This is a genomic window from Rhizobium sp. LjRoot254 (assembly GCF_964254105.1).
Classification (GTDB): domain Bacteria; phylum Pseudomonadota; class Alphaproteobacteria; order Rhizobiales; family Rhizobiaceae; genus Rhizobium_E.
Genome location: NZ_CAXUSM020000001.1, coordinates 1,992,057 through 2,012,354 on the forward strand (window position 1 = coordinate 1,992,057; position 20,298 = coordinate 2,012,354).

Sequence of the window (20,298 nt, forward strand, 5' to 3'; positions counted from 1 at the left end):
GCTCTAACGCCGTATTATGACACTATCGTGATGCGGAGCCCATCAATCGAGAGCGCAGCATATTCGAAGCGGTGTCGAATATGTAGACCACGAGCAGGATGAGCACCACCATATAGGCGACGTTCTCCCAGTCGGAATTTGTGCGCATCGCTTCCCAGAGTTTGAGGCCGATGCCACCGGCGCCGACTGCCCCGATAATGGTCGCCGAGCGCGTATTGGATTCCCAGAAATAGAGCGCCTGGCTGGCAAAGACCGGCAGAACCTGCGGCAGGACGCCGAAACGCTGCACGGCAATCGTCGATGCGCCGACGGATTTGACGCCTTCGCGCGGCTTGTTGTCGATATTCTCCAGCGCCTCGGCATAAAGCTTGCCGAGCGTGCCGGTGTCGGTGAAGAAGATCGCCGAGATGCCGGCCAGCGGTCCGGGTCCGAAGGCGCGGGTGAAGAACAGAGCCCAGATCAGCATATCCACCGAACGCTGGAAATCGAAGAAGCGCTTGGTGATCTGGTTGGCGATCTTCGAGCGCGTGATATTGCGCGCCGCAATGAAGGACAGCGGGAAGGAGACGATCGCGGCAAACAGCGTTCCGACGAAGGCCATGACGATCGTCTGCAACAGCTTTGTCCAGACGTCGAGATGCTGCCAGGATGGATTGTAAAGAATGTCGTTGGCCGCCAGCGCGGCATTGCTTCGGGCGGGATCGAGGCGTTCGCCCGATGTGATCAGCGAGACGACCTCGCCGGTGGATTTGCCGAAGAATTTGGAATTGGTGTCGAATATGAAATTCGCCCAGCCGAAGAACCGCTTGCGGATTCTCACACGATCCGGCTCGACCTCCATCCAGCCGGGCAAGCCGAAGCTGATGATGATCTTGCCGCCGGCATGCGGCTGGCTGGCCCAGGAGGGCAAAGCTGCATCGAGCTTGATCTCGGTTCCGCCGAGCGGGATGGTCAGCACCTCGCCATTGTGAGTGACGATTGCCCGCTCCGGGGTGATGTCTGCCGTGGCCGATGTACTGAATTCGATCACGGCGTGGGAGACGACCTGTTCGGTAATCTCCGCCTTTGCGGTAGGTTCGACCGCCAGCGTCTTGTCCGTTGTATCGGGCGTGCCCATGAAATTGAAGGCAGACTTCTTTTCCGCTTCGGCCGGCGCAACGGCGTCTGGTGTGGTGACGGCGCTTTCGGCGGCGCGTGTAACTGTCGTCTCGTCCTTCTTCAGCCATTCCGGCTGCGGGTTCTTGCCGAGCGTGGAATTGTTGGGGAAGTCGACCCGCATGCCCTCAGGCGCGATATCGATGTCGGGGCGTTCCTCGTAACTCACCCAGTCGGCGAGATAGCTGCCGGCAATCCCCCAGTTGGCGGTGCCCAGAACCTTGCCGATGGAAAAGAACCAGAAGCAGAAGATCACATAGAGAACCGCAACCAGCACGATCAGCGGAATGCGTAGTCGCTGATGCAAGGGCGCCGAGATCAGGTCAGGGTGGCGGGCGGCGATCGCTTCCATGTCGATTGCGTTCATGTCGTCGCCCCTCAATGAACGAGCTGGAAGGCGTGGTCGCCGGTCAGTCGCTGGCGCAACCAGGCGGAAAACTGGTCGACCGAGATGATGGTGATGAAGAGCAGCAGCATGATCGCCAGCGTCTTGGCTTCATGGCCCTGGCTGATCGAGAGCCTGAGCAATTCGCCGATACCGCCGCCGCCGACCGCACCGATAATGGTGGAGGCGCGGACATTGATCTCAAGTCTCAGCAGCGCATAAGAGGCGAAATTGGGCATGACCTGTGGCACCATGCCGAAGCGCACCCGCTCGATCCAGTTGCCGCCTGATGCGCGCAGGCCCTCGTCGGGCTTCATGTCGGCGTTTTCGATGACTTCATAGAACATCTTGCCGAGCGCGCCGATCGTGTGGATGGCCACGGCGATGATCGCCGGGATTGGTCCCAGCGACAGGATGGCGAGGAAGAAGCCGGCGATGACCACTTCGGGAAAGGCGCGCAACACTTCCATCACTCGGCGGACAAAGCCGCGCACGAACGGATTCGGCATCATGTTCCTGGCCGCGAAGAAACTCAGCGGAAAACCGATGACCAGCCCGATCAACGTCGAGAAGATCGCGATGTTCACGGTCTCGATCATCTTGTAGAAATATTCGGGAATGTAGATGTTCGACGTGATGTAGTAGCGGCCGTCGGGATAATTGTACTTGAAACTACCGTCGTCATAGGGCGAGGGCAGGTCGAACATCGCCCGGAAAATCTCCCACGGATCGCGCGGGACCAGTTCGCCGATGAAATCGAAGAGATAGGGCAAGCGGTCGAGGAACTTGCCGGAATTGCTGTCATTGGCGAACCACAGCGAGCCGGAAAGCGCGATCGCGAAAATCGCGAAGCCGATCAGCGTATACAGCCGGCGCTTGCCCGCGAGTTCGCGCCAGTGGCGCTCGATCAGCGCGCCGCCTTCGCCCAATGTCTGGGTGGTTGCCATGCCCATGAAATTCCATATCCCCGGTCGCAAGAAGAGCGCCGCGGGATTGCTCCGGCGGCGCTCATTCCTATTGGGCCTGTCAGCCGCCGATGGTTGCCTTGCGGGCATCGATGATCGGCTTGTAGAAGTCGACCGTCACTTCGGTGTAGCTCTTGAAATCGCCGCCCTGGATGGCGGAGAAGCAAGCGGCGTCGGTTTCCGGCAGCTTGACCATGAAGTCCTTGAACTTCTTCTTCATGTCGTCGTTCATCGACGAGCGGACGACGATCGGGCCGTTCGGGATCAGCGGGGACTTCCAGAGCTCGACCAGGTCGTCCATGTTGAGGACGCCCTTGTCGACCATCTTGCGCAGGTTGCCCGAGGTGTAGCCGTCCTTGAAGTCGCCCACGCCCGAACCGAAGGTCGTGCCGGCGTCGAAATTGCCCTTCAGGACTTCGAGAACGAGGTTCTCATGGCCGCCGCCGAAACCAGTCTCGGCGAAATATTCCTTCACTGGCGCGCCGATCTTCTCGGGCAGGGTGACGAGTGGGATCAGATAGCCCGAGGTGGAGTCCGGATCGGCAAAGCCGAGCTTCTTGCCCTTGAGATCCTCGAGGGTCTTGTAACCCTTGTCCTTGCGGGCGACCATGATGGAATAATAGCCCATCGAGCCGTCGGTCTGGATGGTGGTCAGGATCGGCTCGACGGCCTTGGCATCGGCCAGATAGATCTTGGCGAAGCCGGAAGCGCCGAGTTCGGCGTAATCGAGCGTGCCGCCGAGCAGGCCCTGTACGACGCCGTCATAATCGGCAGCCGGGAACAACGAAACCTTTTCGACGCCGATGGCAGCGGGAAGCTGGTCGACGAGGCACTGGTAGGACTTGAGGCGGTCGGCTTCATTTTCGCCGCCGAGAATGCCGATGCGGAATTCCTTGAGGTCTTCGGCAGCAGCGGCGGAAGCCAGCGCGAGAAGCGCGGTGGCGGCAAGAAGGGTCTTCTTCAGCATGGTGTTTCTCCTGGTCGGTCCGGTCAAACCGGATGTTCATGTCGATTCGGGAACTGCCTTTGACGCGGGCGGGCGATCGGGTCGGGCGTCTCAGACGCCCAGCAAAACCAGTGGCTTCGGTGCATTGTCCGGAACGGGCACCATCGCCACCGCCGGAATATTGATGCTGGTGGAGGTCATGGACTCGTCAAGCGCGCCCTCGGAGCCATAGATGGCCGACACCGCATCGCGCGTGAGTTCATCCGGGCCGCCGTCGAACACGACCTTGCCCGCAGCCATGCCGATGATGCGCTGGCAATAGGCGCGGGCGGTATCGAGCGTGTGAAGATTGCAGATGACGGTGATGCCTTCGCGTTCGTTGATGTCGCGCAGCGCATCCATGACGATCTTCGCGTTGAGAGGATCGAGCGAGGCGATCGGCTCGTCGGCGAGCAGCACCTTCGGCTCCTGCATCAGGGCGCGGGCGATGGCGACGCGCTGCTGCTGGCCGCCCGACAGCGTGCCGGCCGGCTGCAGTGCGGATTGTTCGATGCCGAGCCGCTCGAGTGCTGCGATCGCCATGATCCGCTCTTCGCGGGTGAACATGTTGAGGATGCTGGTCACCGTCGAACGATGGTTGAGCCGGCCGAGCAGGACGTTGGTCAGCACGTCGAGGCGCGGCACGAGGTTGAACTGCTGGAAGATCATGGCGCAATCGCGCTGCCAGCGGCGCAGCTCGGCGCCCTTAAGCGAGGACACTTCACGGCCGTCAAAAATAATCGAACCGGCCGACGGGTCCGCCAACCGGTTGATCATGCGAAGGAAGGTGGATTTTCCGGCGCCGGAGCGACCGATGATGCCGACCATTTGGCCAGCGGGAATGTCTGTTGTGACGCTGTCGACGGCGGTCTTGGATCCGAATCGTCGCGTGACATTCCTGAATTCAAACATTCCGCCAAATCCCTGTTTCGACTTTTCGCCGTTGTTGGGATCGGGTCTAGAGCGCTAGATTAAAGGTCCGGTGTCGATTTGATGACAGTTGGATGACAATCCACAGCCGGGATTGCCGGGGAGAGCCTATTCCGCAGCCCTTTGAGCGATCTGCTCGCGTTCGGCCTCGACCTGCGTCGCCACGGCATCCGTATGGAGCCATTCGCGCCATATCGCGACCAGCAGCGCCATCAGCACCGGGCCGACGAAGAGGCCGAGAAAGCCCATCGTCTTGACGCCGCCGATCAGGCCGAAGAATGTCGGCAGGAACGGCAGCTTGATCGGCCCGCCGACGAGCTTCGGCCTGAGCGTCTTGTCGACGATGAAAAGTTCCACGGACCCCCAGATCAGCAACGCTGCACCGGCGAAATGCGAGCCGCTCGCAACGAGATAGATCGAAACCAGCGTGAAACTCAGCGGCGCGCCGCCGGGAATAAGCGCCATGATGCCGGTGATCACGCCGAGCGTCACGGGCGAGGGGACACCGGCGATCCAGTAGGCGATGCCGAGCACGATGCCTTCGCCGATGGCGATGATGGTCATCCCCGTCACCGTCGAGCTGATCGTCAGTGGGACGATCCGCGATACCCGCTCCCAGCGTTCGGGGAGGATGCGTTCGCCGACGCGGTCGAGCTGGGCTACTAGGTCCTCGCCATTGCGATAGACGAAGAACAGCGTGATCAGCATGAAGAGAAGCGTGAGCAGCGCCTGGAAGGCGGTGGCGCCGAATGTGACGACGCCGCGATAGATATTGCCGATGTTGGAGCCGCTGATCAGCTGAACCAGCTCGCCGAGGCCGCCCTCGTGGCCGGCATATCGCACCCATTGCTCGCTCAGCATTTCACCGGCGAAGGGCAGCCCCTGCAGCCAGACCGGAACGGGCGCTCCATGCTTGTTCGCCTCGATCGCCCAGAGCGCCCAGACCTTGATCTCCTTCATCGCATAGATGGTGGCGATCGTAATCGGGATGATGATGAAGGACAAAACCAGCAGCAGGGCGATCGTGGCGCCGAGCGTGCGATTGCCGCCGATGGCATTGAGGATACGGCGGTAGATCGGCCAGCTGGCGAAACCGATCACCAGTGCGGCAAGCACCGGCACGATAAAGCCGTGGAAGAAATAGACGCCGGCCAGGATCACAAGGACCAGAAGCACGCGCGCGACCGTCGCCGAGGGCACGAGTGCAAAGCGCTCCCGCCGGGCAGCCTCTATGTCTGCCCGTTCGACGGTGGAATAGGGTCTGCCGCGGTTGCTCGAATGCATTCGGTCTCCGATATCTGGACCATTTATAGAACCGGCATGACGCCCATATTATGATGGACGTTTATACGGCGAGCTATAGTCGAATTTGTTTTATGAGGAACCGGAAAAATGGCGGACGGTAAATATCCCGGACATGTCAGACGATCGAATTCACATCTCGATGTGAAAAAGGGCTAGGAAATTCACATGGCGCTTCCTACTATGATAAGCATGTAGCATCGACGCTTATGTCAAAGAGTGAACTTATGCGACATTCCTCAATCATCGTGCGAGCGGCGTGGGACGACGAAGCTGGCGTTTGGGTGGCTACAAGCACCGACATCGACGGTCTGGTGGTAGAAGCGGCTACCATCGAGGCCTTGGAACCGAAGGTGCTTGCCGTGCTCAGTGATCTGATCGAACTGAACGGCATAGAATCCGACCTGCCGGAAATTCCTGTTCACATCATGACCGAACAGTTGGTTCGCATTCCCAATCCCAGTTATTGAACATGGCCGGCTTCCTTCGCGAACTCAAGAAACTGCTTGAAGATGCCGGCTGCTATCGTGTGCGGTTCGGGAAAGGTGACCATGAAGTCTGGTTCAGCCCGATCACCAATCGCCATTTCGCGGTCGATCAAGGTACGAAGTCCCGTCATACGGCCAATGAAACCCTGAAGCAGGCGGGTCTGCCCAAGGCCTTCTAGGCTGCCGCTGTCGCCATATCCTCATACCTGTCGAGAAACGCCTCGGCACCCAGGTTTCTGAAATCCTCCAGCGCATCGCGCAGCCGGAGATGATCCCAATCCCACCAGGCGAGTTTTTCGTAGCGCTCGGCAATATCGCGCGAGAAGCGTTCGCGGATCGGCTTGGCCGCGACGCCGCCGACGACCATGTAGGGTTCGACATCCTTGGTCACCACTGCGCCGGCGCCGATTGCCGCGCCATTGCCGATCGTCACGCCCGGAAGAATTGTCGCACCGTGGCCGATCCACACGTCGTGGCCGATGGTGATCGCGTGATCGCGCCGCCAGCCGAAGAATGCCTCGTCCGTATCGGCGTCCGGCCAGTAGTCGCCGGAGCGGTAGGTGAAGTGATGCAGCGTCGGCCGCCAGAGCGGATGATTGGTGGCGTTGATCCGCACATTCGCCGCGATATTGGCGAACTTGCCGATCGTGGTGCACCAGATCATGCCGTATTCCATGACATAGGAATAATCGTCGATCGTGGCCTCGGCGATCCGGCAATGTTCGGCGATCTCGGTGTAGCGGCCAAGTCTCGTATTGGTGACATTGGCGGTTTCATGGATCAGCGGGGTTTCGGAGAGCTTGGTCATGCTGCCTGCTTTCGTGCGGAGAATGCGCTGACATCGACGATGCGGTCGGCGACCTGGCTGCGGACATCCTCGTCGTGGAAGATGCCGAGCAGGGCGACGCCTTTTTGCTTCTTTTCGCGAATCATCTCGACCACCACGGCGCGGTTGGCGGCGTCGAGCGATGCTGTTGGTTCGTCGAGCAGCAGGACCGGATGATCTGTGATGAAGCCGCGTGCGATGTTGACGCGCTGCTGTTCACCGCCGGAGAAGGTCGCGGGCGGCAATTGCCAGAGCGTGTCCGGTAGGTTGAGCCGTGCGAGCAGGATGGCGGCCGCCTTCCGTGCCTGTTCCACCGGCGTGCCGCGGGCCGTCAGCGGTTCGGCGACGATATCGAGGGCACCGACGCGAGGTACGGTGCGCAGGAACTGGCTGACATAGCCGAGCGTGCGGCGGCGGATTTCCAGCACCTGGCGCGGGCTCGCCGTGGCGATGTCGTGCGGCTCGCCATCATGCATGATCAGGATCTCGCCGTGATCGACGGCATAATTGCCGTAGATCATCTTGAGGATCGAACTCTTGCCGATGCCCGAGGGGCCGCCGAGCACCACGCATTCACCCGCGCCGACATTGAGCGAGGCATTCGACATGACGGGTAGCTTCAGCCCGCCGCGCAGATGCATGGTGAAGGTCTTTTCGAGGCCGGTGACAATCAATGGTGATGACATATCCATTCTCCTCAGACCTGCAGGATCGATGAAACGAGCAATTGCGTGTAGGGCTCCTGCGGATCGTCGAGCACGCGATCCGTCAGGCCATGTTCGATGACGAGCCCGTTCTTCATCACCATCATGCGATGCGAGATCAGCCGGGCGACCGCGAGATCATGCGTCACGATGATCACTGACAGGCCGAGATCTTGGACGAGGCCGCGCAGCAGGTCGAGCAGGCGCGCCTGCACCGAGACGTCGAGGCCGCCGGTCGGCTCATCCATGAAGACGAGGCGCGGCGAGGTCACCAGGTTGCGGGCGATCTGCAGGCGCTGGCGCATGCCGCCCGAAAAGGCACGCGGCTGATCGTCGATGCGGTCCTCGTCGATCTCGACTCGGGAAAGCCAGTCGGTCGCAGTGGTGCGGATATTGCCATAATGCCGGTCGCCGACCGCCATCAGCCGCTCCCCGACATTGGCGCCGGCCGACACCGCCATACGCAAGCCGTCGGCAGGGTTCTGGTGCACGAAACCCCAGTCGGTCCGCATCAGGAGGCGGCGTTCCGCCTCGCTCATCCGGGCGATGTCGCGGAAGGCGTCGTCGCGCATGCGGTACTGGATCATGCCGCTATCGGCCTGCAGTCGGGTTGCGAGGCAATTCAACAACGTCGTCTTGCCGGAGCCGGATTCGCCGACCACGGCCAGCACTTCGCCGGGCCAGAGATCGAAGCTGACATTCATGCAGCCGATGCGGCTGCCGTAGAATTTGGAAAGACCCTGGACTTTGAGAAGCGGTGTGTCGGTCATTCGGCGGCCTCCAGTCCGGCCTGTTCGCCGATATGGCCCTGCGCCCGACGATCCTCGCAATAATCGGTGTCGGAGCAGACGAACATGCGCTTGCCCTTATCGTCCAGCACCACCTCATCAAGGTAGACGCCGTGGGCGCCGCAGAGCGCGCAGGGCTTGTTGAACGATTGCACCGTGAAGGGATAATCCTCGAAATCGAGGCTCACGACTTCGGTGAAGGGCGGCACGGCATAGATGCGCTTCTCGCGCCCGGCGCCGAACAGCTGCAGCGCTTCCGAGCGGTGCATTTTCGGATTGTCGAATTTCGGGATCGGCGATGGGTCCATGACATAGCGGCCCTCGATCTTCACCGGATAGGCATAGGTCGTGGCGATCTCGCCGTTGCGGGCGATGTCCTCGTAGAGTTTCACATGCATGAGGCCGTATTCCTCGAGCGCATGCATCTTGCGGGTCTCGGTCTCGCGCGGTTCGAGGAAGCGCAAGGGTTCGGGGATCGGCACCTGATAGACCAGCGTCTGGCCGGCCTTCAACGCTTCCTCGGGAATGCGGTGGCGCGTCTGGATGATGGTGGCCTCGGACGTTTTGGTCGTAACCGCGACATTGGCGACCTTCTGGAAGAAGGCGCGGATGGAAACGGCATTGGTCGTGTCGTCGGCGCCCTGGTCGATGACCTTCAAAACATCGTCCGGGCCGATGATCGCGGCGGTCACCTGGACGCCGCCGGTGCCCCAGCCATAGGGCATCGGCATTTCACGAGATGAGAAGGGCACTTGGTAGCCGGGAATGGCGATCGCCTTGAGGATCGCGCGGCGGATCATCCGCTTGGTCTGTTCGTCGAGATAGGCGAAATTGTAGGTGGCGAGAGTTGTCATCTTAGCTTACCTTCTCGCCACGCGGGCACGCCCGCGGATAGGGGTTTCATTGCATGGACAGTTTTGTCGTCGGGTTGGTTCTGATGGCCGCGATCGGGGCCATCATCGGCTATTTCTTTCTCAAGGCGGCGAAGAGCCGTCCCGATCGCAACTCCAGGGATTCGGGAAGCGGAAGTTGGGCACCCGATGGTGCAGATGGCGGTGGTGACGGAGGAGGCGGGGGCGACTGAGGTCATTACTCCGCAGCCTCCTTGCGTGCGTCATCGCCCGGCTTGCGCGATTTGGCCGCCTCGTAATCGGCCCGCATGCGCCGCACGAGATCGAGTTCGGCCTGGAAATCCACGTAGTGCGGCAGCTTCAGGTGTTCGACGAAGCCCGTCGCCTGCACATTGTCGGAATGCGAGATGACGAATTCCTCGTCCTGCGCAGGCGCCACGACATCCTCGTCGAATTCCCTGGCGCGGAGCGCGCGGTCGCAGAGCGCCATCGCCATGGCCTTGCGTTCGGACTGGCCAAAGACCAGGCCATAGCCGCGGGTGAACTGCGGTGGCTCCTTGGCCGAACCCTTGAACTGGTTGACCATCTGGCATTCGGTCACCTGGATGCGCCCGAGCGACACGGAGAAGCCGAGTTCCGGAATGTCCATCTCGACCTCCACTTCACCGATGCGGATTTCGCCGGCAAAGGGATGGGTCCGGGCATAGCCACGCTGGGTGGAATAGCCGAGCGCCAGCAGGAAACCCTCGTCACCACGCGCCAGCGCCTGCAGGCGTGAATCGCGTGTCATCGGAAATTCGAGCGGCGTCCGCGTGATGTCGCCGGTCTGATGGTCGCCGGGCATGATGCCGTCGGCCTCGATCAGGCCTTCTTGGGCGAGTATTTCGGAGACGCGCATCACGCCTTCGTCGGGCGCTTCACGCTCGACGGGAGTCTCAGGCTCTGTGTTGCCTGCCAGTGACGGGTCGATCAGGCGGTGGGTATAGTCGAAGGTCGGTCCCAGAAGCTGGCCGCCCGGCAGGTCCTTGTAGGTCGCCGAGACTCGGCGGGCGACCAGCATTTGAGCCGTATCGATCGGCTTGGTATAGCCGAAACGGGGCAGCGTGGTGCGATGGGCGCGCAGGATGAAGATCGCCTCGATCATGTCGCCGCGTGCCTGCTTCAGCGCGATGGCTGCCAGCGGGCGATCGTAGAGCGAGCCTTCGGCCATGACGCGATCGATAGCCAGTCCGAACTGCTCGACGATCTGTTCGATGGTGACCGAGGGCAGGCTGCGGTCGCCGCGCCGCTTGTCGGCCAGCAGCCGATGGGCATTGGCGATTGCCGTTTCGCCGCCTTTGACAGCTACATACATGTCATGCCCCTCTCTTTGCGATTTTGGTTGTGCGCGGCAGGCAGAGAATGTCGCTGCCCGAGACCAGGACCAGATCCACGCCGCGTGGATAAAGAGCGGCATTTTCCCGCCACATATTTTCGAAATGTGGCGGCAGGCCCTGCGGCGCAATGGTCGCTTCTCCATCGATACCCGGCCCAGAAAGCGTGAGCGCTGCGCCGCCGGTCAAATCAGGCAGTTCGGCGATGATGGTCGTGGATCGATCCGGATATTCCTGCGAACCCATCGAGAAGGTCGAGAGGGCAGGGAGTGCCGCGCCCTTTTCGAAGAAGGCGAATGCCGCCTCGGCGCGATCTTCGGTCAACAGCGATCCGGTCTGGAACGCGAGCCAGCCCTGTACGCCCGCTCCCATCAGCGCCGGTGACAGATAGACCGGCGTGTCATGGTCGCAGAGCGTCAGCGCGATCGCGCCTGCGCCCGGACCCAAGGGCAAAGGCGGGGCGGATGGCGCGCTCACGGTCGCGATCGTGCCGGGCCGCGCCATGCAATCCATCAATATCTTGAATGTCGACTGGGCTTCGAAGACCGGGTCGGCAAAACCGCCGGTATAGGATTCGGTGCGATAGGCCATCAGTCTTCTCCCCTGACCATCGTGAAGAAATCGACCCGCGTCGCCGCGGTCTCTCGGCGGCTTGTCTCGTCGGCCTCTGCGATGCCCCGTTCGATATCGGCGGCGAGCGCATTGACAGCATCGCTTGTTTCCGGCCGCTGGCCGAGGGCATCGAAAATCGCTGCAAGTTCTGCCTTGCGCGGCGTCAGCCCAAGGGTCTGGCCGAAACCGATTTCGCCGGTGCCAAGGCGAACCGTCGCGCGGCTGATACTGGCTTCGCCGAGATTGAAGGGTGCGCCGCCGCCGCCGATGCGGCCGCGGATCATGACCAGACCGGTTTCCGGCCCGCGCACGGCAAAGACATCCGGCTTGTCCAGCCATTCCTCCCAGGCGCGTTCGAGCCTGCCGTCATCCGCCTTTGCCAGAATCTCCATAATGTGCCGGCGCCGGTCATTCTGTCCGTCCAGGCCTGAACTCGAATTTTCCAGAGGCATTGAACATTCTCCAAATGTCTATTAGTCTAGATAACTAGACATCTATATCGGCAATTAAGCCCTGACAATGACAGACATGTGACATGAACGAACATTTCCCCATCGATCGCCGGCGCGGCATCTCCGCCTGGAAACAGATCGCCGACCAGGTCAGCCGCTCCATTATGTCAGGCGAATATGACGAGACGGGCATGGTGCCTCCGGAAACTGTTCTGGCCGAACGTTTCGGGGTCAACCGCCATACGGTGCGCAACGCGATTGCGGCACTGGCCGAGGATGGCATGCTGCGCCGGGTGCAGGGCAGGGGCACGCTGATCGAGAAACGCGAGAGGCTTGTCTATCCGGTCGGCCGACGAACACGATTCTCCGATGGACTCGGTAGCCAGGCGCAAGAGCTGGCGATGCGGCTGCTTTCCGCGCAATCCCTCGCAGCGCCCGAACAGATCGCAGCAGCACTTGGTATTCCGGCAACTGAGGCTGTCTTGAAGCTCGAAACCCTGAGCATGGCCGATGGCGATCCGATCTCGCTTTCAAGCCACTATTTCGATGAGCGTCGTTTTCCAGAGATGGCGATCCACTTCGAACGCTTTCATTCGATCACGCGCGCATTGGCCGAACAGGGAGTCGAGGATTACGTCCGCATTTCGACGGAGGTGACGGGACGCCTGGCGACAACGGAAGAGAGTTCGAGGCTCCGGCTCTCGTCGGCGGCTGTCGTCCTGGAAACGCTGGCGGTCAATGCCGATTCTTCGGGGCAACCCATCCAGTTCTCGCGCACTATTTTCGCAGCCGAACGCATCACGCTGAAGCTCGATACGCAGGGTCCTTGATCCTCTGGCGTGCATTGGTTTTGTCGAGGGAAACGGATTCGGCGATCTCGCTCGCAGAGCCCGATTTTCCCTGAAGGAGCCCCGAGATTCAGGTACGGGCGAGGCTCCAGCGACGGCGCGCCGCCGCGATCGGCTTATCGATTTCCCAAGTTAAGACAATGGCTTGAAGGAAAATCCTCGAAAAACTCGGTGCCCTTTTCCATTTTGTCACAAAACCTGCTTGACACTTCCACCGGCACCCCTTAGTTAGCCGCTCACGGACGGCGAACAAGCCGCTTCGGAAAGAAATGCGCGGGTGTAGCTCAGTTGGTTAGAGTGCCGGCCTGTCACGCCGGAGGTCGCGGGTTCGAGCCCCGTCACTCGCGCCATTTCTCTCTTACAGATCAAAAGTTTGATCATCCTGTCTCCAAGTGAAAATCGAAGAACGTTGTACGCTCATCCAGCGGATGTTGCTCGAACTGCGTCCGCCAGCTCTTGCCATGGCCCGATACGCCACGCGCCTGACGCGGCGCCCGACGTGGATGGAAGAACCCATATCGCCGTCGTTCCGATTCTCTCCTCACGCCGTCCATAATCAATCGGCTTCCGGCCGAAGAATGCCTGCGCCGCGGCTTTGCCGTTGAAGGCGAGGACGCCGGGCTGAATCTCTTCCATAACTGCCCGCAGGCGGCCGGCATCGAAGCAGCCGGCTGGCAGATCCTTGTCCATTCCGAAATGGTGCTTCGCCATATCGGTGAAGCCGATCCGGAACGCATCGAGCGATCGCCATTCCTTCGGGGCGACGAGATGTGGGGTGAGGCCGATGACATGGATCGTGCGCCAGAACTTGTTTCCGGGACCGGCGTAATAAGCGCCGATCCGGGCCGAATGGGTGCCGGCGGCGGTTCCACAAATCACGAGGCGCAGGTTCGGCCGGAGGAGGTCTTCGAGGATATGCGTCATCGGCGGTCAGCCCTCGAACGAGGGCGAGCAGTTGGACAGCGTCCTTTCACGTCGGCGAGATGACGGGTGCCGTCAACGCTTTTCTCTGCAGCTTTTCGGCTCAGCTGTGCGATGCCAGTCTTTCCGCTACTTGGTGTGGAAATTGCCCTTCTGCCCGCCATACCTGCCCGTATCGTTGACCGAGCGATCTTTCGGACTGATAGGCGCGGCACCCTGGCAGCTCGCAAGTGTCAGCATGGCGATTGTGCCGGCTAGAAAAAGCGCAAAACGCATCTCTCAGTCTCCTTGATAGGCGTCAATCCCGAGCGGCGGCCGCGATTGATTGCGATCCACTCCTGCAACAGGAGATAGGTCGCGTCCAACACCATGTCAAATCGGCAGTGATTGCATTGCCTGCTAACGCCGCGAGCGATCGCATCTTCTTCCTAGAGCCTCTTTGCATTGAAATGGAATCGGTTCTGCCGGAGCAGGTTTTCGTCAGGGCAGAGGCGATTGGCGAAGGTCGTACCCAGATGTACGGCCGAGCCGATCGCCTCTGATCCTGGCGGAAAGATGCCCGGCCCTTCGGGTTGGCTGAAGCGGGCCGCCTCTTTGACCGGCCGGCTTGGCCGTATGCTTTGGCTACGACGCGTGGCCCACCGGTCAAACATGCGACTCCGCTTGAGCCAACAGAACCGGCTCCATTTCAATGTAAGTGGCTCTAACAGTCTTAATTTCAAATGACTTCAAACGTTTGAAACGCGCGAATTGACGCGGTCCGGGCAAATGTGGCGGCAATGCGTTGAAAATGGTTTCAACGTCTTGCTAATCACACATAGCTGCGCTAACCACGACTGCGATGCAACAAATTTCGGCCTGGCCAGGGACGGCTATCGCGCTTGCGAAACGCTCTCCGGCAAGCCAGGCAGGGACCAGGTCAAATGACTGAACTTCTCGGCTCCTACCTCCCGATCGCCATCTTTATCGGTATTGCTCTGGTGATAGGTCTGGCGCTTCTCGTCGCCCCCTTCATCGTGGCTTACAAGGCGCCCGACTCGGAAAAGCTCTCGGCTTACGAGTGCGGTTTCAACGCCTTCGACGACGCACGCATGAAGTTCGATATCCGCTTCTACCTGGTTTCGATCCTCTTCATCATCTTCGACCTCGAAGTCGCCTTCCTGTTTCCCTGGGCCGTGTCTTTCGGCGCGATCGGCTGGTTCGGCTTCTGGTCCATGATGGTCTTCCTTCTCGTGCTGACCATCGGCTTTATCTATGAATGGAAGAAAGGAGCGCTCGAATGGGATTGACATCCTCCGACGCTACGCTCGTCGCCCCCCAGCCGAAGGGCGTTATCGACCCTTCCACGGGCAAGCCCATCGGCGCCAATGATGCCTTCTTCGGCGAGATCGATAACGAACTCGCCGACAAAGGTTTTCTCGTCACCTCGACCGACGAACTGATCACCTGGGCGCGCACCGGCTCGCTGATGTGGATGCAGTTCGGCCTGGCCTGCTGCGCCGTCGAAGGCCTGATGCAGGTCTCGGGTCCGCGTTACGACATGGAGCGCTTCGGCGTCGCGCCGCGCGCCTCGCCGCGCCAGTCCGACGTGATGATCGTCGCCGGCACGCTGACCAACAAGATGGCGCCGGCACTGCGCAAGGTCTATGACCAGATGCCGGAGCCGCGCTATGTCATCTCCATGGGCTCCTGCGCCAATGGCGGCGGATACTACCATTATTCTTACTCGGTGGTGCGCGGTTGCGACCGCGTGGTGCCGGTGGATATCTACGTGCCGGGCTGTCCCCCCACGGCAGAAGCGCTCCTCTACGGGGTGCTGCTTCTGCAGAAGAAAATCCGCCGCACCGGCACGATCGAGCGCTGAGGGCAGGGCATGTCGAATACACTCGAAGAGCTTTCGGTCTATCTCAGGGAGAGCCGCGGCGAGGCGATCGTCTCGGCGGAAATCGCCTGGGGTGAGCTGAACATCACGACTACTGTCGATAGCTATATTGCTCTCCTGACCTTCCTGCGCGACGACCCGCGCTGCCAATTCATCAGCTTCATCGATCTCTGCGGTGTCGACTATCCGGAGCGCGAGAAGCGTTTCGACGTGGTCGTCCATCTGCTGTCGCCGAAGGTCAATACCCGCATCCGCGTCAAGGTAGCGGTCGGCGAGGATGAAACGATCGCCTCGGCTACGTCCGTATTCATCGGTGCCGACTGGTTTGAGCGCGAAGCCTACGATATGTACGGCATCCTGTTCTCCGGCCATCCCGACCTCAGGCGCCTGCTGACGGATTACGGCTTCGAAGGCTATCCGATGCGCAAGGATTTCCCGACGACGGGCTACGTCGAGGTTCGCTACGACGATACGGTCAAGCGGGTCGTGTATGAACCGGTTCAGCTGCGGCAGGAATTCCGCAATTTCGATTTCTTGTCTCCGTGGGAAGGCACTGATTACGTGCTCCCAGGTGACGAGAAGAAGAGCCAGTAGGGAATTGCCTCGGCTTTAGCGTTGCCTAAATCCGGTACAGTATTCGCTTCCACTTCGGAGCACATGGAATGACCGAACATAACGTTCGCAACTTTACGATCAATTTTGGCCCCGAGCATCCGTCGGCTCACGGCGTTCTTCGACTCGTCCTCGAATTGGACGGGGAAATCGTCGAGCGCGTCGATCCGCATATCGGCCTGCTGCATCGCGGCACCGAGAAGCTGATCGAGACCAAGACCTATCTCCAGGCGGTCCCCTATTTCGACCGGCTCGATTACGTCGCGCCGATGAACCAGGAGCATGCTTTCGCGCTCGCCGTCGAAAAGCTTTGCGGCATCGAGATCCCGAAGCGCGGGCAGCTCATTCGCGTGCTCTACTCCGAGATCGGCCGTATCCTTTCGCATCTGATGAACGTCACCACTCAGGCGATGGACGTCGGCGCGCTGACGCCGCCGCTCTGGGGCTTCGAAGAGCGCGAAAAGCTGATGGTGTTCTATGAGCGTGCCTGCGGCGCGCGCATGCACTCGGCCTATTTCCGTCCGGGCGGCGTTCACCAGGATCTGCCGCCGGAACTGGTCGAGGATATCGGCAAGTGGTGCGACCAGTTCGATGAGAAATGCGACGACATCGAAGGCCTGTTGACCGGCAACCGCATCTTCAAGCAGCGCAATGTCGATATCGGCGTGGTGTCGCTGGCAGATGCATGGGCCTGGGGCTTCTCCGGCGTCATGGTGCGCGGCTCGGGTGCCGCCTGGGATCTGCGTCGCTCGCAGCCTTACGAATGCTATTCGGAACTGGATTTCGAGATCGCGGTCGGCAAGAATGGCGATTGTTTCGATCGCTACCTGATCCGCATGTTCGAGATGCGCCAGTCCAACAAGATCATGAAGCAATGCGTCGAGCTGCTTCTCGGCAAGGAAAAGACCGGTCCGGTGTCGTCCACCGACGGCAAGGTCGTGCCGCCGAAGCGTGGCGAGATGAAGCGCTCGATGGAAGCGCTGATCCACCACTTCAAGCTCTATACCGAGGGCTACCACGTGCCCGCCGGCGAGGTCTATGCCGCCGTCGAAGCGCCGAAGGGCGAATTCGGCGTCTATGTCGTGGCGGATGGCACCAACAAGCCTTACCGCTGCAAGATACGGGCACCGGGCTATGCGCATCTGCAGGCGATGGACTTCCTCTGCAAGGGCCATCAACTTGCCGACGTCTCGGCGGTGCTGGGTTCGCTCGACATCGTGTTCGGGGAGGTCGATCGCTGATGAGAGCGACCGCTGTCCTGCTCACGATGATTGGACTTATGCCTGCCGCGGCGATCGCGCAGGAGGAGGTTCCGAGTCTGACCAGCGGCGCTTCCATGGGCCAACTCATTGCGCAAGGCTACGAGATCAAGGCGGCCGTTCCCAACGGCAAGTCCTTCGTTGTCTTCCTGCAAAAAGATTCAACAGGTTACGCATGCCAGATGACGACCTTGTCGCGCGCGGTATGCGGCAAGATAAATTGATAGGGCGCGAAAGAGAATGTCCGTACGTCGATTAGCCGATGACAGCGTCCAGCCGCCGAGCTTTGCCTTCAGCAAGGAAAATGCGGTCTGGGCCAAGGCAACGATCAAGAAATACCCGAAGGGCCGCGAGCAATCCGCGATCATCCCGCTGATGATGCGCGCCCAGGACCAGGACGGCTGGGTGACCAAGGCTGCGATCGAATCGATCGCCGACATGCTCGGCATGGCCTATATCCGTGCGCTCGAGGTCGCGACCTTCTACACGCAGTTCCAGCTGCAGCCGGTCGGCACGCGCGCCCATATCCAGGTCTGCGGCACCACGCCCTGCATGCTGCGCGGCTCGGAAGACCTGATCGCCGTCTGCAAGTCGAAGATCCATCACGATGCGCATCATCTCAACGCAGATGGTACCCTGTCGTGGGAAGAGGTCGAATGTCTCGGCGCCTGCGTCAATGCGCCGATGGTGGCGATCTTCAAAGACACCTATGAGGATCTCACGCCGCGGCAGCTCGAATATATCATCGAGCGCTTCGAAGCCGGCAAGCCTGATGATGTGAAGACGGGCACGCAGATCGACCGCATCTTCTCGGCGCCGTTCGGCGGGCTGACGTCGCTCAACGAGCCGGAACCGGTTGCTGCCAAGCCGAAGGCATCGCGCGCAAAGGCAACCGCCGCTGATGTTGCCGAGGGCGTGAGCGTTCCGCCGTCCAATGCCGCCAAGCCGAAGACGGATGCGATCGAAACCAGTCCGGCGATCAAGTCGCCCGCCGATGGCAAGGTCGCCGAGCCTGCAGCCAAGGCCGAGGCAAAAGCGGCTGAAGCACCAGCGGCATCACCTGTAGTCGCGACGCCAACCGCTGTCGTGTCGAAGCCTTCGCTGGAAGATGCCAGCCGCCCCAAGGGTATCGAAAAGCCTGCGGCGCCGGATGACCTCAAGCTGATCTCGGGCGTCGGCCCGAAGATCGAGGGCATCCTGAATGGCTTGGGTATCTTTACCTATGCGCAAGTCGCAAGCTGGCAGCAGAATGAACGCGAATGGGTCGATGGCTACCTGAATTTCAAGGGCCGCATCGATCGCGACGATTGGGTGCGTCAAGCCAAGGCCTTGGCCGATGGCGGTGAAGCCGAGTATATTCGTGTCTTCGGCAAGAAGCCGAGATAGGATCAACCATGGCGGAAGTCACCAACGAACTGATATACGAAGTCTTGAAGCAGATGCAGGGTCGACTCACCAACATCGACCACAAGCTGGGTGAGGTGGACAATCGGCTCGCATCGATGACCACGCAACTGCGTGGTCTGTCTTCGAGTGTCGATGCAGCACATGGTGACACTGCCAATATCTACATTTCTCTGGGCCATCTCGACGGTCGCCTCAAGCGGATCGAGAAACGCCTCGAAATAATCGACGAACCCGCGGAATGACGCCATGCTGACTGACAAGGATCGCATTTTTACCAACATCTACGGCCTCAAGGACAAGTCCTTGAAGGGCGCGATGGCGCGCGGCCATTGGGACAATACCAAGGGCCTGCTCGAAAAGGGCCGCGACTGGATCGTCAACGAGGTTAAGGCCTCGGGCCTGCGCGGCCGTGGCGGCGCGGGCTTCCCGACCGGCCTCAAATGGTCCTTCATGCCGAAGGAAAACGACGGCCGGCCGCATTACCTCGTGGTCAATGCCGACGAATCCGAGCCCGGTACCTGCAAGGACCGCGATATCATGCGCCACGATCCGCATACGCTGATCGAGGGTTGCGTCGTGGCTTCGTTCGCGATGGCTGCCCATGTCGCCTATATCTATGTGCGCGGCGAATTCATCCGCGAGCGCGAGGCACTGCAGGCCGCGATCGACGAATGCTACGAAGCCGGATTGCTGGGCAAAAACAACAAGCTCGGCTACGATATTGATATTTACGTTCATCACGGCGCCGGCGCCTATATCTGTGGCGAGGAGACCGCGCTTCTCGAAAGCCTGGAGGGCAAGAAGGGCCAGCCGCGCCTGAAGCCGCCGTTCCCGGCCAATATGGGCCTCTATGGCTGCCCGACCACGGTCAACAATGTCGAGTCGATCGCGGTGACGCCGACCATCCTGCGTCGTGGTGCAACCTGGTTCGCGTCCTTCGGCCGCCCGAACAATGTCGGCACCAAGCTCTATTCGATCTCGGGCCACGTCAATCGTCCCTGCACGGTGGAAGATGCGATGTCGATCACCTTCGAGGAACTGATCGAGAAGCATTGCGGCGGTATCCGCGGCGGTTGGGACAACCTGCTCGCCGTCATTCCCGGCGGTGCCTCGGTGCCTTGCGTGCCAGGCGCGACCATGCGCAATGCGATCATGGATTTCGATGGTCTCCGCGAGCACGGTTCAGGCCTCGGCACGGCTGCCGTCATCGTCATGGATAAATCGACGGATATCGTCAAAGCGATCTGGCGCCTCTCGGCCTTCTACAAGCATGAGAGCTGCGGCCAGTGCACGCCGTGCCGCGAAGGCACCGGCTGGATGATGCGGGTGATGGAGCGCATGGTGCGCGGTCAGGCGCAGAAGCGTGAGATCGACATGCTGTTCCAGGTCACCAAGCAGGTGGAAGGCCATACGATCTGTGCGCTCGGTGATGCGGCCGCGTGGCCGATCCAGGGCCTGATCAGGCATTTCCGTCCTGTCATGGAAGCCCGTATCGACGAGTATACCCGCAATGCCAGCGCCCATGGCGCGGTTCTCGAAGCCGCCGAGTAAGG

The 20,298-nt window shown here is 60.7% G+C and carries 26 protein-coding genes and 1 tRNA gene; 13 read left to right on the forward strand and 14 right to left on the reverse strand.

The features are described from left to right. Positions 1-22: 22 nt before the first annotated feature. From phnE (ACSQ26_RS09760) to ACSQ26_RS09780, 5 genes are all read right to left on the reverse strand, one after another. A complete protein-coding gene (gene phnE, locus ACSQ26_RS09760) occupies positions 23-1,522 on the reverse strand; it encodes a phosphonate ABC transporter, permease protein PhnE (RefSeq protein ID WP_436008351.1) in 1,500 nt (499 codons plus the stop codon). A gap of 11 nt (positions 1,523-1,533) precedes the next feature. Next, the gene (gene phnE, locus ACSQ26_RS09765; protein ID WP_436008352.1) at positions 1,534-2,493 is read right to left on the reverse strand and encodes a phosphonate ABC transporter, permease protein PhnE; all 960 of its coding nucleotides are present in this window, start codon (positions 2,491-2,493) and stop codon (positions 1,534-1,536) included. A 73-nt stretch (positions 2,494-2,566) separates the two neighbouring features. Next, entirely contained in the window at positions 2,567-3,472 is a 906-nt protein-coding gene (gene phnD / locus ACSQ26_RS09770; protein WP_436008353.1) for a phosphonate ABC transporter substrate-binding protein, read from the reverse strand. A gap of 90 nt (positions 3,473-3,562) precedes the next feature. Continuing rightward, positions 3,563-4,402 carry a phosphonate ABC transporter ATP-binding protein gene (gene phnC / locus ACSQ26_RS09775; RefSeq protein ID WP_436008354.1) on the reverse strand — a complete coding sequence of 280 codons (840 nt, stop codon included), beginning with the start codon at positions 4,400-4,402 and terminating at the stop codon, positions 3,563-3,565. Between the two features lie 126 nt (positions 4,403-4,528). Then, complete coding sequence (locus ACSQ26_RS09780) at positions 4,529-5,704, reverse strand: AI-2E family transporter (RefSeq protein WP_436008355.1); 1,176 nt, start codon at positions 5,702-5,704, stop codon at positions 4,529-4,531. Between the two features lie 245 nt (positions 5,705-5,949). On the opposite strand from ACSQ26_RS09780, the gene ACSQ26_RS09785 reads away from it, so the two are divergent. Both ACSQ26_RS09785 and ACSQ26_RS09790 read left to right on the forward strand, forming a co-directional pair. After that, positions 5,950-6,192 carry a DUF1902 domain-containing protein gene (locus tag ACSQ26_RS09785; RefSeq protein ID WP_436008356.1) on the forward strand — a complete coding sequence of 81 codons (243 nt, stop codon included), beginning with the start codon at positions 5,950-5,952 and terminating at the stop codon, positions 6,190-6,192. 2 nt (positions 6,193-6,194) lie between these two features. Then, the gene (locus tag ACSQ26_RS09790) at positions 6,195-6,389 is read left to right on the forward strand and encodes a type II toxin-antitoxin system HicA family toxin (protein ID WP_436008357.1); all 195 of its coding nucleotides are present in this window, start codon (positions 6,195-6,197) and stop codon (positions 6,387-6,389) included. Here ACSQ26_RS09790 and ACSQ26_RS09795 read toward each other — a convergent pair. Genes ACSQ26_RS09795 through ACSQ26_RS09810 form a run of 4 tightly spaced genes read right to left on the reverse strand, consistent with a single transcriptional unit; the run spans position 6,386 to position 9,382 of the window. Then, complete coding sequence (locus ACSQ26_RS09795) at positions 6,386-7,018, reverse strand: DapH/DapD/GlmU-related protein (RefSeq protein WP_436008358.1); 633 nt, start codon at positions 7,016-7,018, stop codon at positions 6,386-6,388. The two genes, ACSQ26_RS09790 and ACSQ26_RS09795, sit on opposite strands and share 4 nt — an antisense overlap. After that, positions 7,015-7,722, reverse strand: coding sequence for a phosphonate C-P lyase system protein PhnL (gene phnL / locus ACSQ26_RS09800; RefSeq protein ID WP_436008359.1), 708 nt, complete (start codon positions 7,720-7,722; stop codon positions 7,015-7,017). The genes ACSQ26_RS09795 and phnL overlap by 4 nt, the downstream gene beginning before the upstream one ends. 11 nt (positions 7,723-7,733) lie before the next feature. Next, positions 7,734-8,510, reverse strand: coding sequence for a phosphonate C-P lyase system protein PhnK (gene phnK, locus ACSQ26_RS09805; protein ID WP_436008360.1), 777 nt, complete (start codon positions 8,508-8,510; stop codon positions 7,734-7,736). Next, a complete protein-coding gene (locus ACSQ26_RS09810) occupies positions 8,507-9,382 on the reverse strand; it encodes an alpha-D-ribose 1-methylphosphonate 5-phosphate C-P-lyase PhnJ (protein WP_436008361.1) in 876 nt (291 codons plus the stop codon). The genes phnK and ACSQ26_RS09810 overlap by 4 nt, the downstream gene beginning before the upstream one ends. Positions 9,383-9,435: 53 nt before the next feature. On the opposite strand from ACSQ26_RS09810, the gene ACSQ26_RS09815 reads away from it, so the two are divergent. Further along, complete coding sequence (locus ACSQ26_RS09815) at positions 9,436-9,612, forward strand: hypothetical protein (protein WP_436008362.1); 177 nt, start codon at positions 9,436-9,438, stop codon at positions 9,610-9,612. 5 nt (positions 9,613-9,617) lie between these two features. On the opposite strand, the gene ACSQ26_RS09820 is transcribed toward ACSQ26_RS09815, so the two are convergent. From ACSQ26_RS09820 to phnG, 3 genes are read right to left on the reverse strand one after another with little or no spacing between them, the layout of a single operon-like run. Then, positions 9,618-10,733 (reverse strand): carbon-phosphorus lyase complex subunit PhnI, encoded by a 1,116-nt coding sequence (locus ACSQ26_RS09820; protein ID WP_436008363.1) that lies wholly within the window; start codon positions 10,731-10,733, stop codon positions 9,618-9,620. Position 10,734: 1 nt separating this feature from the next. Further along, entirely contained in the window at positions 10,735-11,343 is a 609-nt protein-coding gene (gene phnH / locus ACSQ26_RS09825; RefSeq protein ID WP_436008364.1) for a phosphonate C-P lyase system protein PhnH, read from the reverse strand. Continuing rightward, positions 11,343-11,816, reverse strand: coding sequence for a phosphonate C-P lyase system protein PhnG (gene phnG, locus ACSQ26_RS09830; RefSeq protein WP_436008365.1), 474 nt, complete (start codon positions 11,814-11,816; stop codon positions 11,343-11,345). The genes phnH and phnG overlap by 1 nt, the downstream gene beginning before the upstream one ends. 83 nt (positions 11,817-11,899) lie before the next feature. Between phnG and phnF the strand changes: the two genes are divergently transcribed. Both phnF and ACSQ26_RS09840 read left to right on the forward strand, forming a co-directional pair. Further along, a complete protein-coding gene (gene phnF / locus ACSQ26_RS09835) occupies positions 11,900-12,646 on the forward strand; it encodes a phosphonate metabolism transcriptional regulator PhnF (RefSeq protein WP_436008366.1) in 747 nt (248 codons plus the stop codon). A gap of 291 nt (positions 12,647-12,937) precedes the next feature. Then, positions 12,938-13,014, forward strand: a tRNA-Asp gene (locus tag ACSQ26_RS09840). 67 nt (positions 13,015-13,081) lie between these two features. On the opposite strand, the gene ACSQ26_RS09845 is transcribed toward ACSQ26_RS09840, so the two are convergent. Next, positions 13,082-13,588, reverse strand: coding sequence for a mismatch-specific DNA-glycosylase (locus ACSQ26_RS09845; protein ID WP_436008367.1), 507 nt, complete (start codon positions 13,586-13,588; stop codon positions 13,082-13,084). Positions 13,589-13,714: 126 nt separating this feature from the next. Next, complete coding sequence (locus ACSQ26_RS09850; RefSeq protein WP_436008368.1) at positions 13,715-13,861, reverse strand: hypothetical protein; 147 nt, start codon at positions 13,859-13,861, stop codon at positions 13,715-13,717. A gap of 647 nt (positions 13,862-14,508) precedes the next feature. Here ACSQ26_RS09850 and ACSQ26_RS09855 point away from each other — a divergent pair. From ACSQ26_RS09855 to nuoF, 8 genes are all read left to right on the forward strand, one after another. Next, positions 14,509-14,874: an NADH-quinone oxidoreductase subunit A gene (locus tag ACSQ26_RS09855; RefSeq protein ID WP_258162195.1), complete on the forward strand. Its 366-nt coding sequence runs from the start codon at positions 14,509-14,511 to the stop codon at positions 14,872-14,874. Continuing rightward, complete coding sequence (locus ACSQ26_RS09860) at positions 14,865-15,449, forward strand: NuoB/complex I 20 kDa subunit family protein (protein WP_258162194.1); 585 nt, start codon at positions 14,865-14,867, stop codon at positions 15,447-15,449. The genes ACSQ26_RS09855 and ACSQ26_RS09860 overlap by 10 nt, the downstream gene beginning before the upstream one ends. Positions 15,450-15,458: 9 nt before the next feature. Beyond that, positions 15,459-16,061 carry an NADH-quinone oxidoreductase subunit C gene (locus tag ACSQ26_RS09865; RefSeq protein ID WP_436008369.1) on the forward strand — a complete coding sequence of 201 codons (603 nt, stop codon included), beginning with the start codon at positions 15,459-15,461 and terminating at the stop codon, positions 16,059-16,061. Between the two features lie 68 nt (positions 16,062-16,129). Beyond that, complete coding sequence (locus ACSQ26_RS09870; protein WP_258162192.1) at positions 16,130-17,320, forward strand: NADH-quinone oxidoreductase subunit D; 1,191 nt, start codon at positions 16,130-16,132, stop codon at positions 17,318-17,320. Next, a complete protein-coding gene (locus ACSQ26_RS09875; RefSeq protein ID WP_436008370.1) occupies positions 17,320-17,562 on the forward strand; it encodes a hypothetical protein in 243 nt (80 codons plus the stop codon). Before ACSQ26_RS09870 ends, ACSQ26_RS09875 begins: the two co-directional genes overlap by 1 nt. A 16-nt stretch (positions 17,563-17,578) precedes the next feature. After that, a complete protein-coding gene (locus tag ACSQ26_RS09880) occupies positions 17,579-18,724 on the forward strand; it encodes an NADH-quinone oxidoreductase subunit E (RefSeq protein ID WP_436008371.1) in 1,146 nt (381 codons plus the stop codon). 8 nt (positions 18,725-18,732) lie between these two features. Continuing rightward, entirely contained in the window at positions 18,733-18,987 is a 255-nt protein-coding gene (locus ACSQ26_RS09885; RefSeq protein WP_258162189.1) for a hypothetical protein, read from the forward strand. A 4-nt stretch (positions 18,988-18,991) separates the two neighbouring features. After that, positions 18,992-20,296: an NADH-quinone oxidoreductase subunit NuoF gene (gene nuoF / locus ACSQ26_RS09890; protein WP_436008372.1), complete on the forward strand. Its 1,305-nt coding sequence runs from the start codon at positions 18,992-18,994 to the stop codon at positions 20,294-20,296. The last annotated feature ends 2 nt before the right edge of the window (positions 20,297-20,298 follow it).

Coding starts and splice junctions, on each gene's coding strand:
- ACSQ26_RS09780 (WP_436008355.1), bottom strand. CDS start 5,704: ATGCATTCGAGCAACCGCGGCAGACCCTATTCCACCGTCGAACGGGCA.
- ACSQ26_RS09875 (WP_436008370.1), top strand. CDS start 17,320: ATGAGAGCGACCGCTGTCCTGCTCACGATGATTGGACTTATGCCTGCC.
- ACSQ26_RS09785 (WP_436008356.1), top strand. CDS start 5,950: ATGCGACATTCCTCAATCATCGTGCGAGCGGCGTGGGACGACGAAGCT.
- phnG (WP_436008365.1), bottom strand. CDS start 11,816: ATGCCTCTGGAAAATTCGAGTTCAGGCCTGGACGGACAGAATGACCGG.
- ACSQ26_RS09850 (WP_436008368.1), bottom strand. CDS start 13,861: ATGCGTTTTGCGCTTTTTCTAGCCGGCACAATCGCCATGCTGACACTT.
- ACSQ26_RS09860 (WP_258162194.1), top strand. CDS start 14,865: ATGGGATTGACATCCTCCGACGCTACGCTCGTCGCCCCCCAGCCGAAG.
- nuoF (WP_436008372.1), top strand. CDS start 18,992: ATGCTGACTGACAAGGATCGCATTTTTACCAACATCTACGGCCTCAAG.
- ACSQ26_RS09810 (WP_436008361.1), bottom strand. CDS start 9,382: ATGACAACTCTCGCCACCTACAATTTCGCCTATCTCGACGAACAGACC.
- phnD (WP_436008353.1), bottom strand. CDS start 3,472: ATGCTGAAGAAGACCCTTCTTGCCGCCACCGCGCTTCTCGCGCTGGCT.
- phnK (WP_436008360.1), bottom strand. CDS start 8,510: ATGACCGACACACCGCTTCTCAAAGTCCAGGGTCTTTCCAAATTCTAC.
- ACSQ26_RS09865 (WP_436008369.1), top strand. CDS start 15,459: ATGTCGAATACACTCGAAGAGCTTTCGGTCTATCTCAGGGAGAGCCGC.
- ACSQ26_RS09815 (WP_436008362.1), top strand. CDS start 9,436: ATGGACAGTTTTGTCGTCGGGTTGGTTCTGATGGCCGCGATCGGGGCC.
- ACSQ26_RS09845 (WP_436008367.1), bottom strand. CDS start 13,588: ATGACGCATATCCTCGAAGACCTCCTCCGGCCGAACCTGCGCCTCGTG.
- ACSQ26_RS09880 (WP_436008371.1), top strand. CDS start 17,579: ATGTCCGTACGTCGATTAGCCGATGACAGCGTCCAGCCGCCGAGCTTT.
- ACSQ26_RS09885 (WP_258162189.1), top strand. CDS start 18,733: ATGGCGGAAGTCACCAACGAACTGATATACGAAGTCTTGAAGCAGATG.
- phnE (WP_436008351.1), bottom strand. CDS start 1,522: ATGAACGCAATCGACATGGAAGCGATCGCCGCCCGCCACCCTGACCTG.
- ACSQ26_RS09870 (WP_258162192.1), top strand. CDS start 16,130: ATGACCGAACATAACGTTCGCAACTTTACGATCAATTTTGGCCCCGAG.
- phnH (WP_436008364.1), bottom strand. CDS start 11,343: ATGGCCTATCGCACCGAATCCTATACCGGCGGTTTTGCCGACCCGGTC.
- phnE (WP_436008352.1), bottom strand. CDS start 2,493: ATGGGCATGGCAACCACCCAGACATTGGGCGAAGGCGGCGCGCTGATC.
- ACSQ26_RS09795 (WP_436008358.1), bottom strand. CDS start 7,018: ATGACCAAGCTCTCCGAAACCCCGCTGATCCATGAAACCGCCAATGTC.
- ACSQ26_RS09820 (WP_436008363.1), bottom strand. CDS start 10,733: ATGTATGTAGCTGTCAAAGGCGGCGAAACGGCAATCGCCAATGCCCAT.
- phnL (WP_436008359.1), bottom strand. CDS start 7,722: ATGTCATCACCATTGATTGTCACCGGCCTCGAAAAGACCTTCACCATG.
- phnF (WP_436008366.1), top strand. CDS start 11,900: ATGAACGAACATTTCCCCATCGATCGCCGGCGCGGCATCTCCGCCTGG.
- phnC (WP_436008354.1), bottom strand. CDS start 4,402: ATGTTTGAATTCAGGAATGTCACGCGACGATTCGGATCCAAGACCGCC.
- ACSQ26_RS09790 (WP_436008357.1), top strand. CDS start 6,195: ATGGCCGGCTTCCTTCGCGAACTCAAGAAACTGCTTGAAGATGCCGGC.
- ACSQ26_RS09855 (WP_258162195.1), top strand. CDS start 14,509: ATGACTGAACTTCTCGGCTCCTACCTCCCGATCGCCATCTTTATCGGT.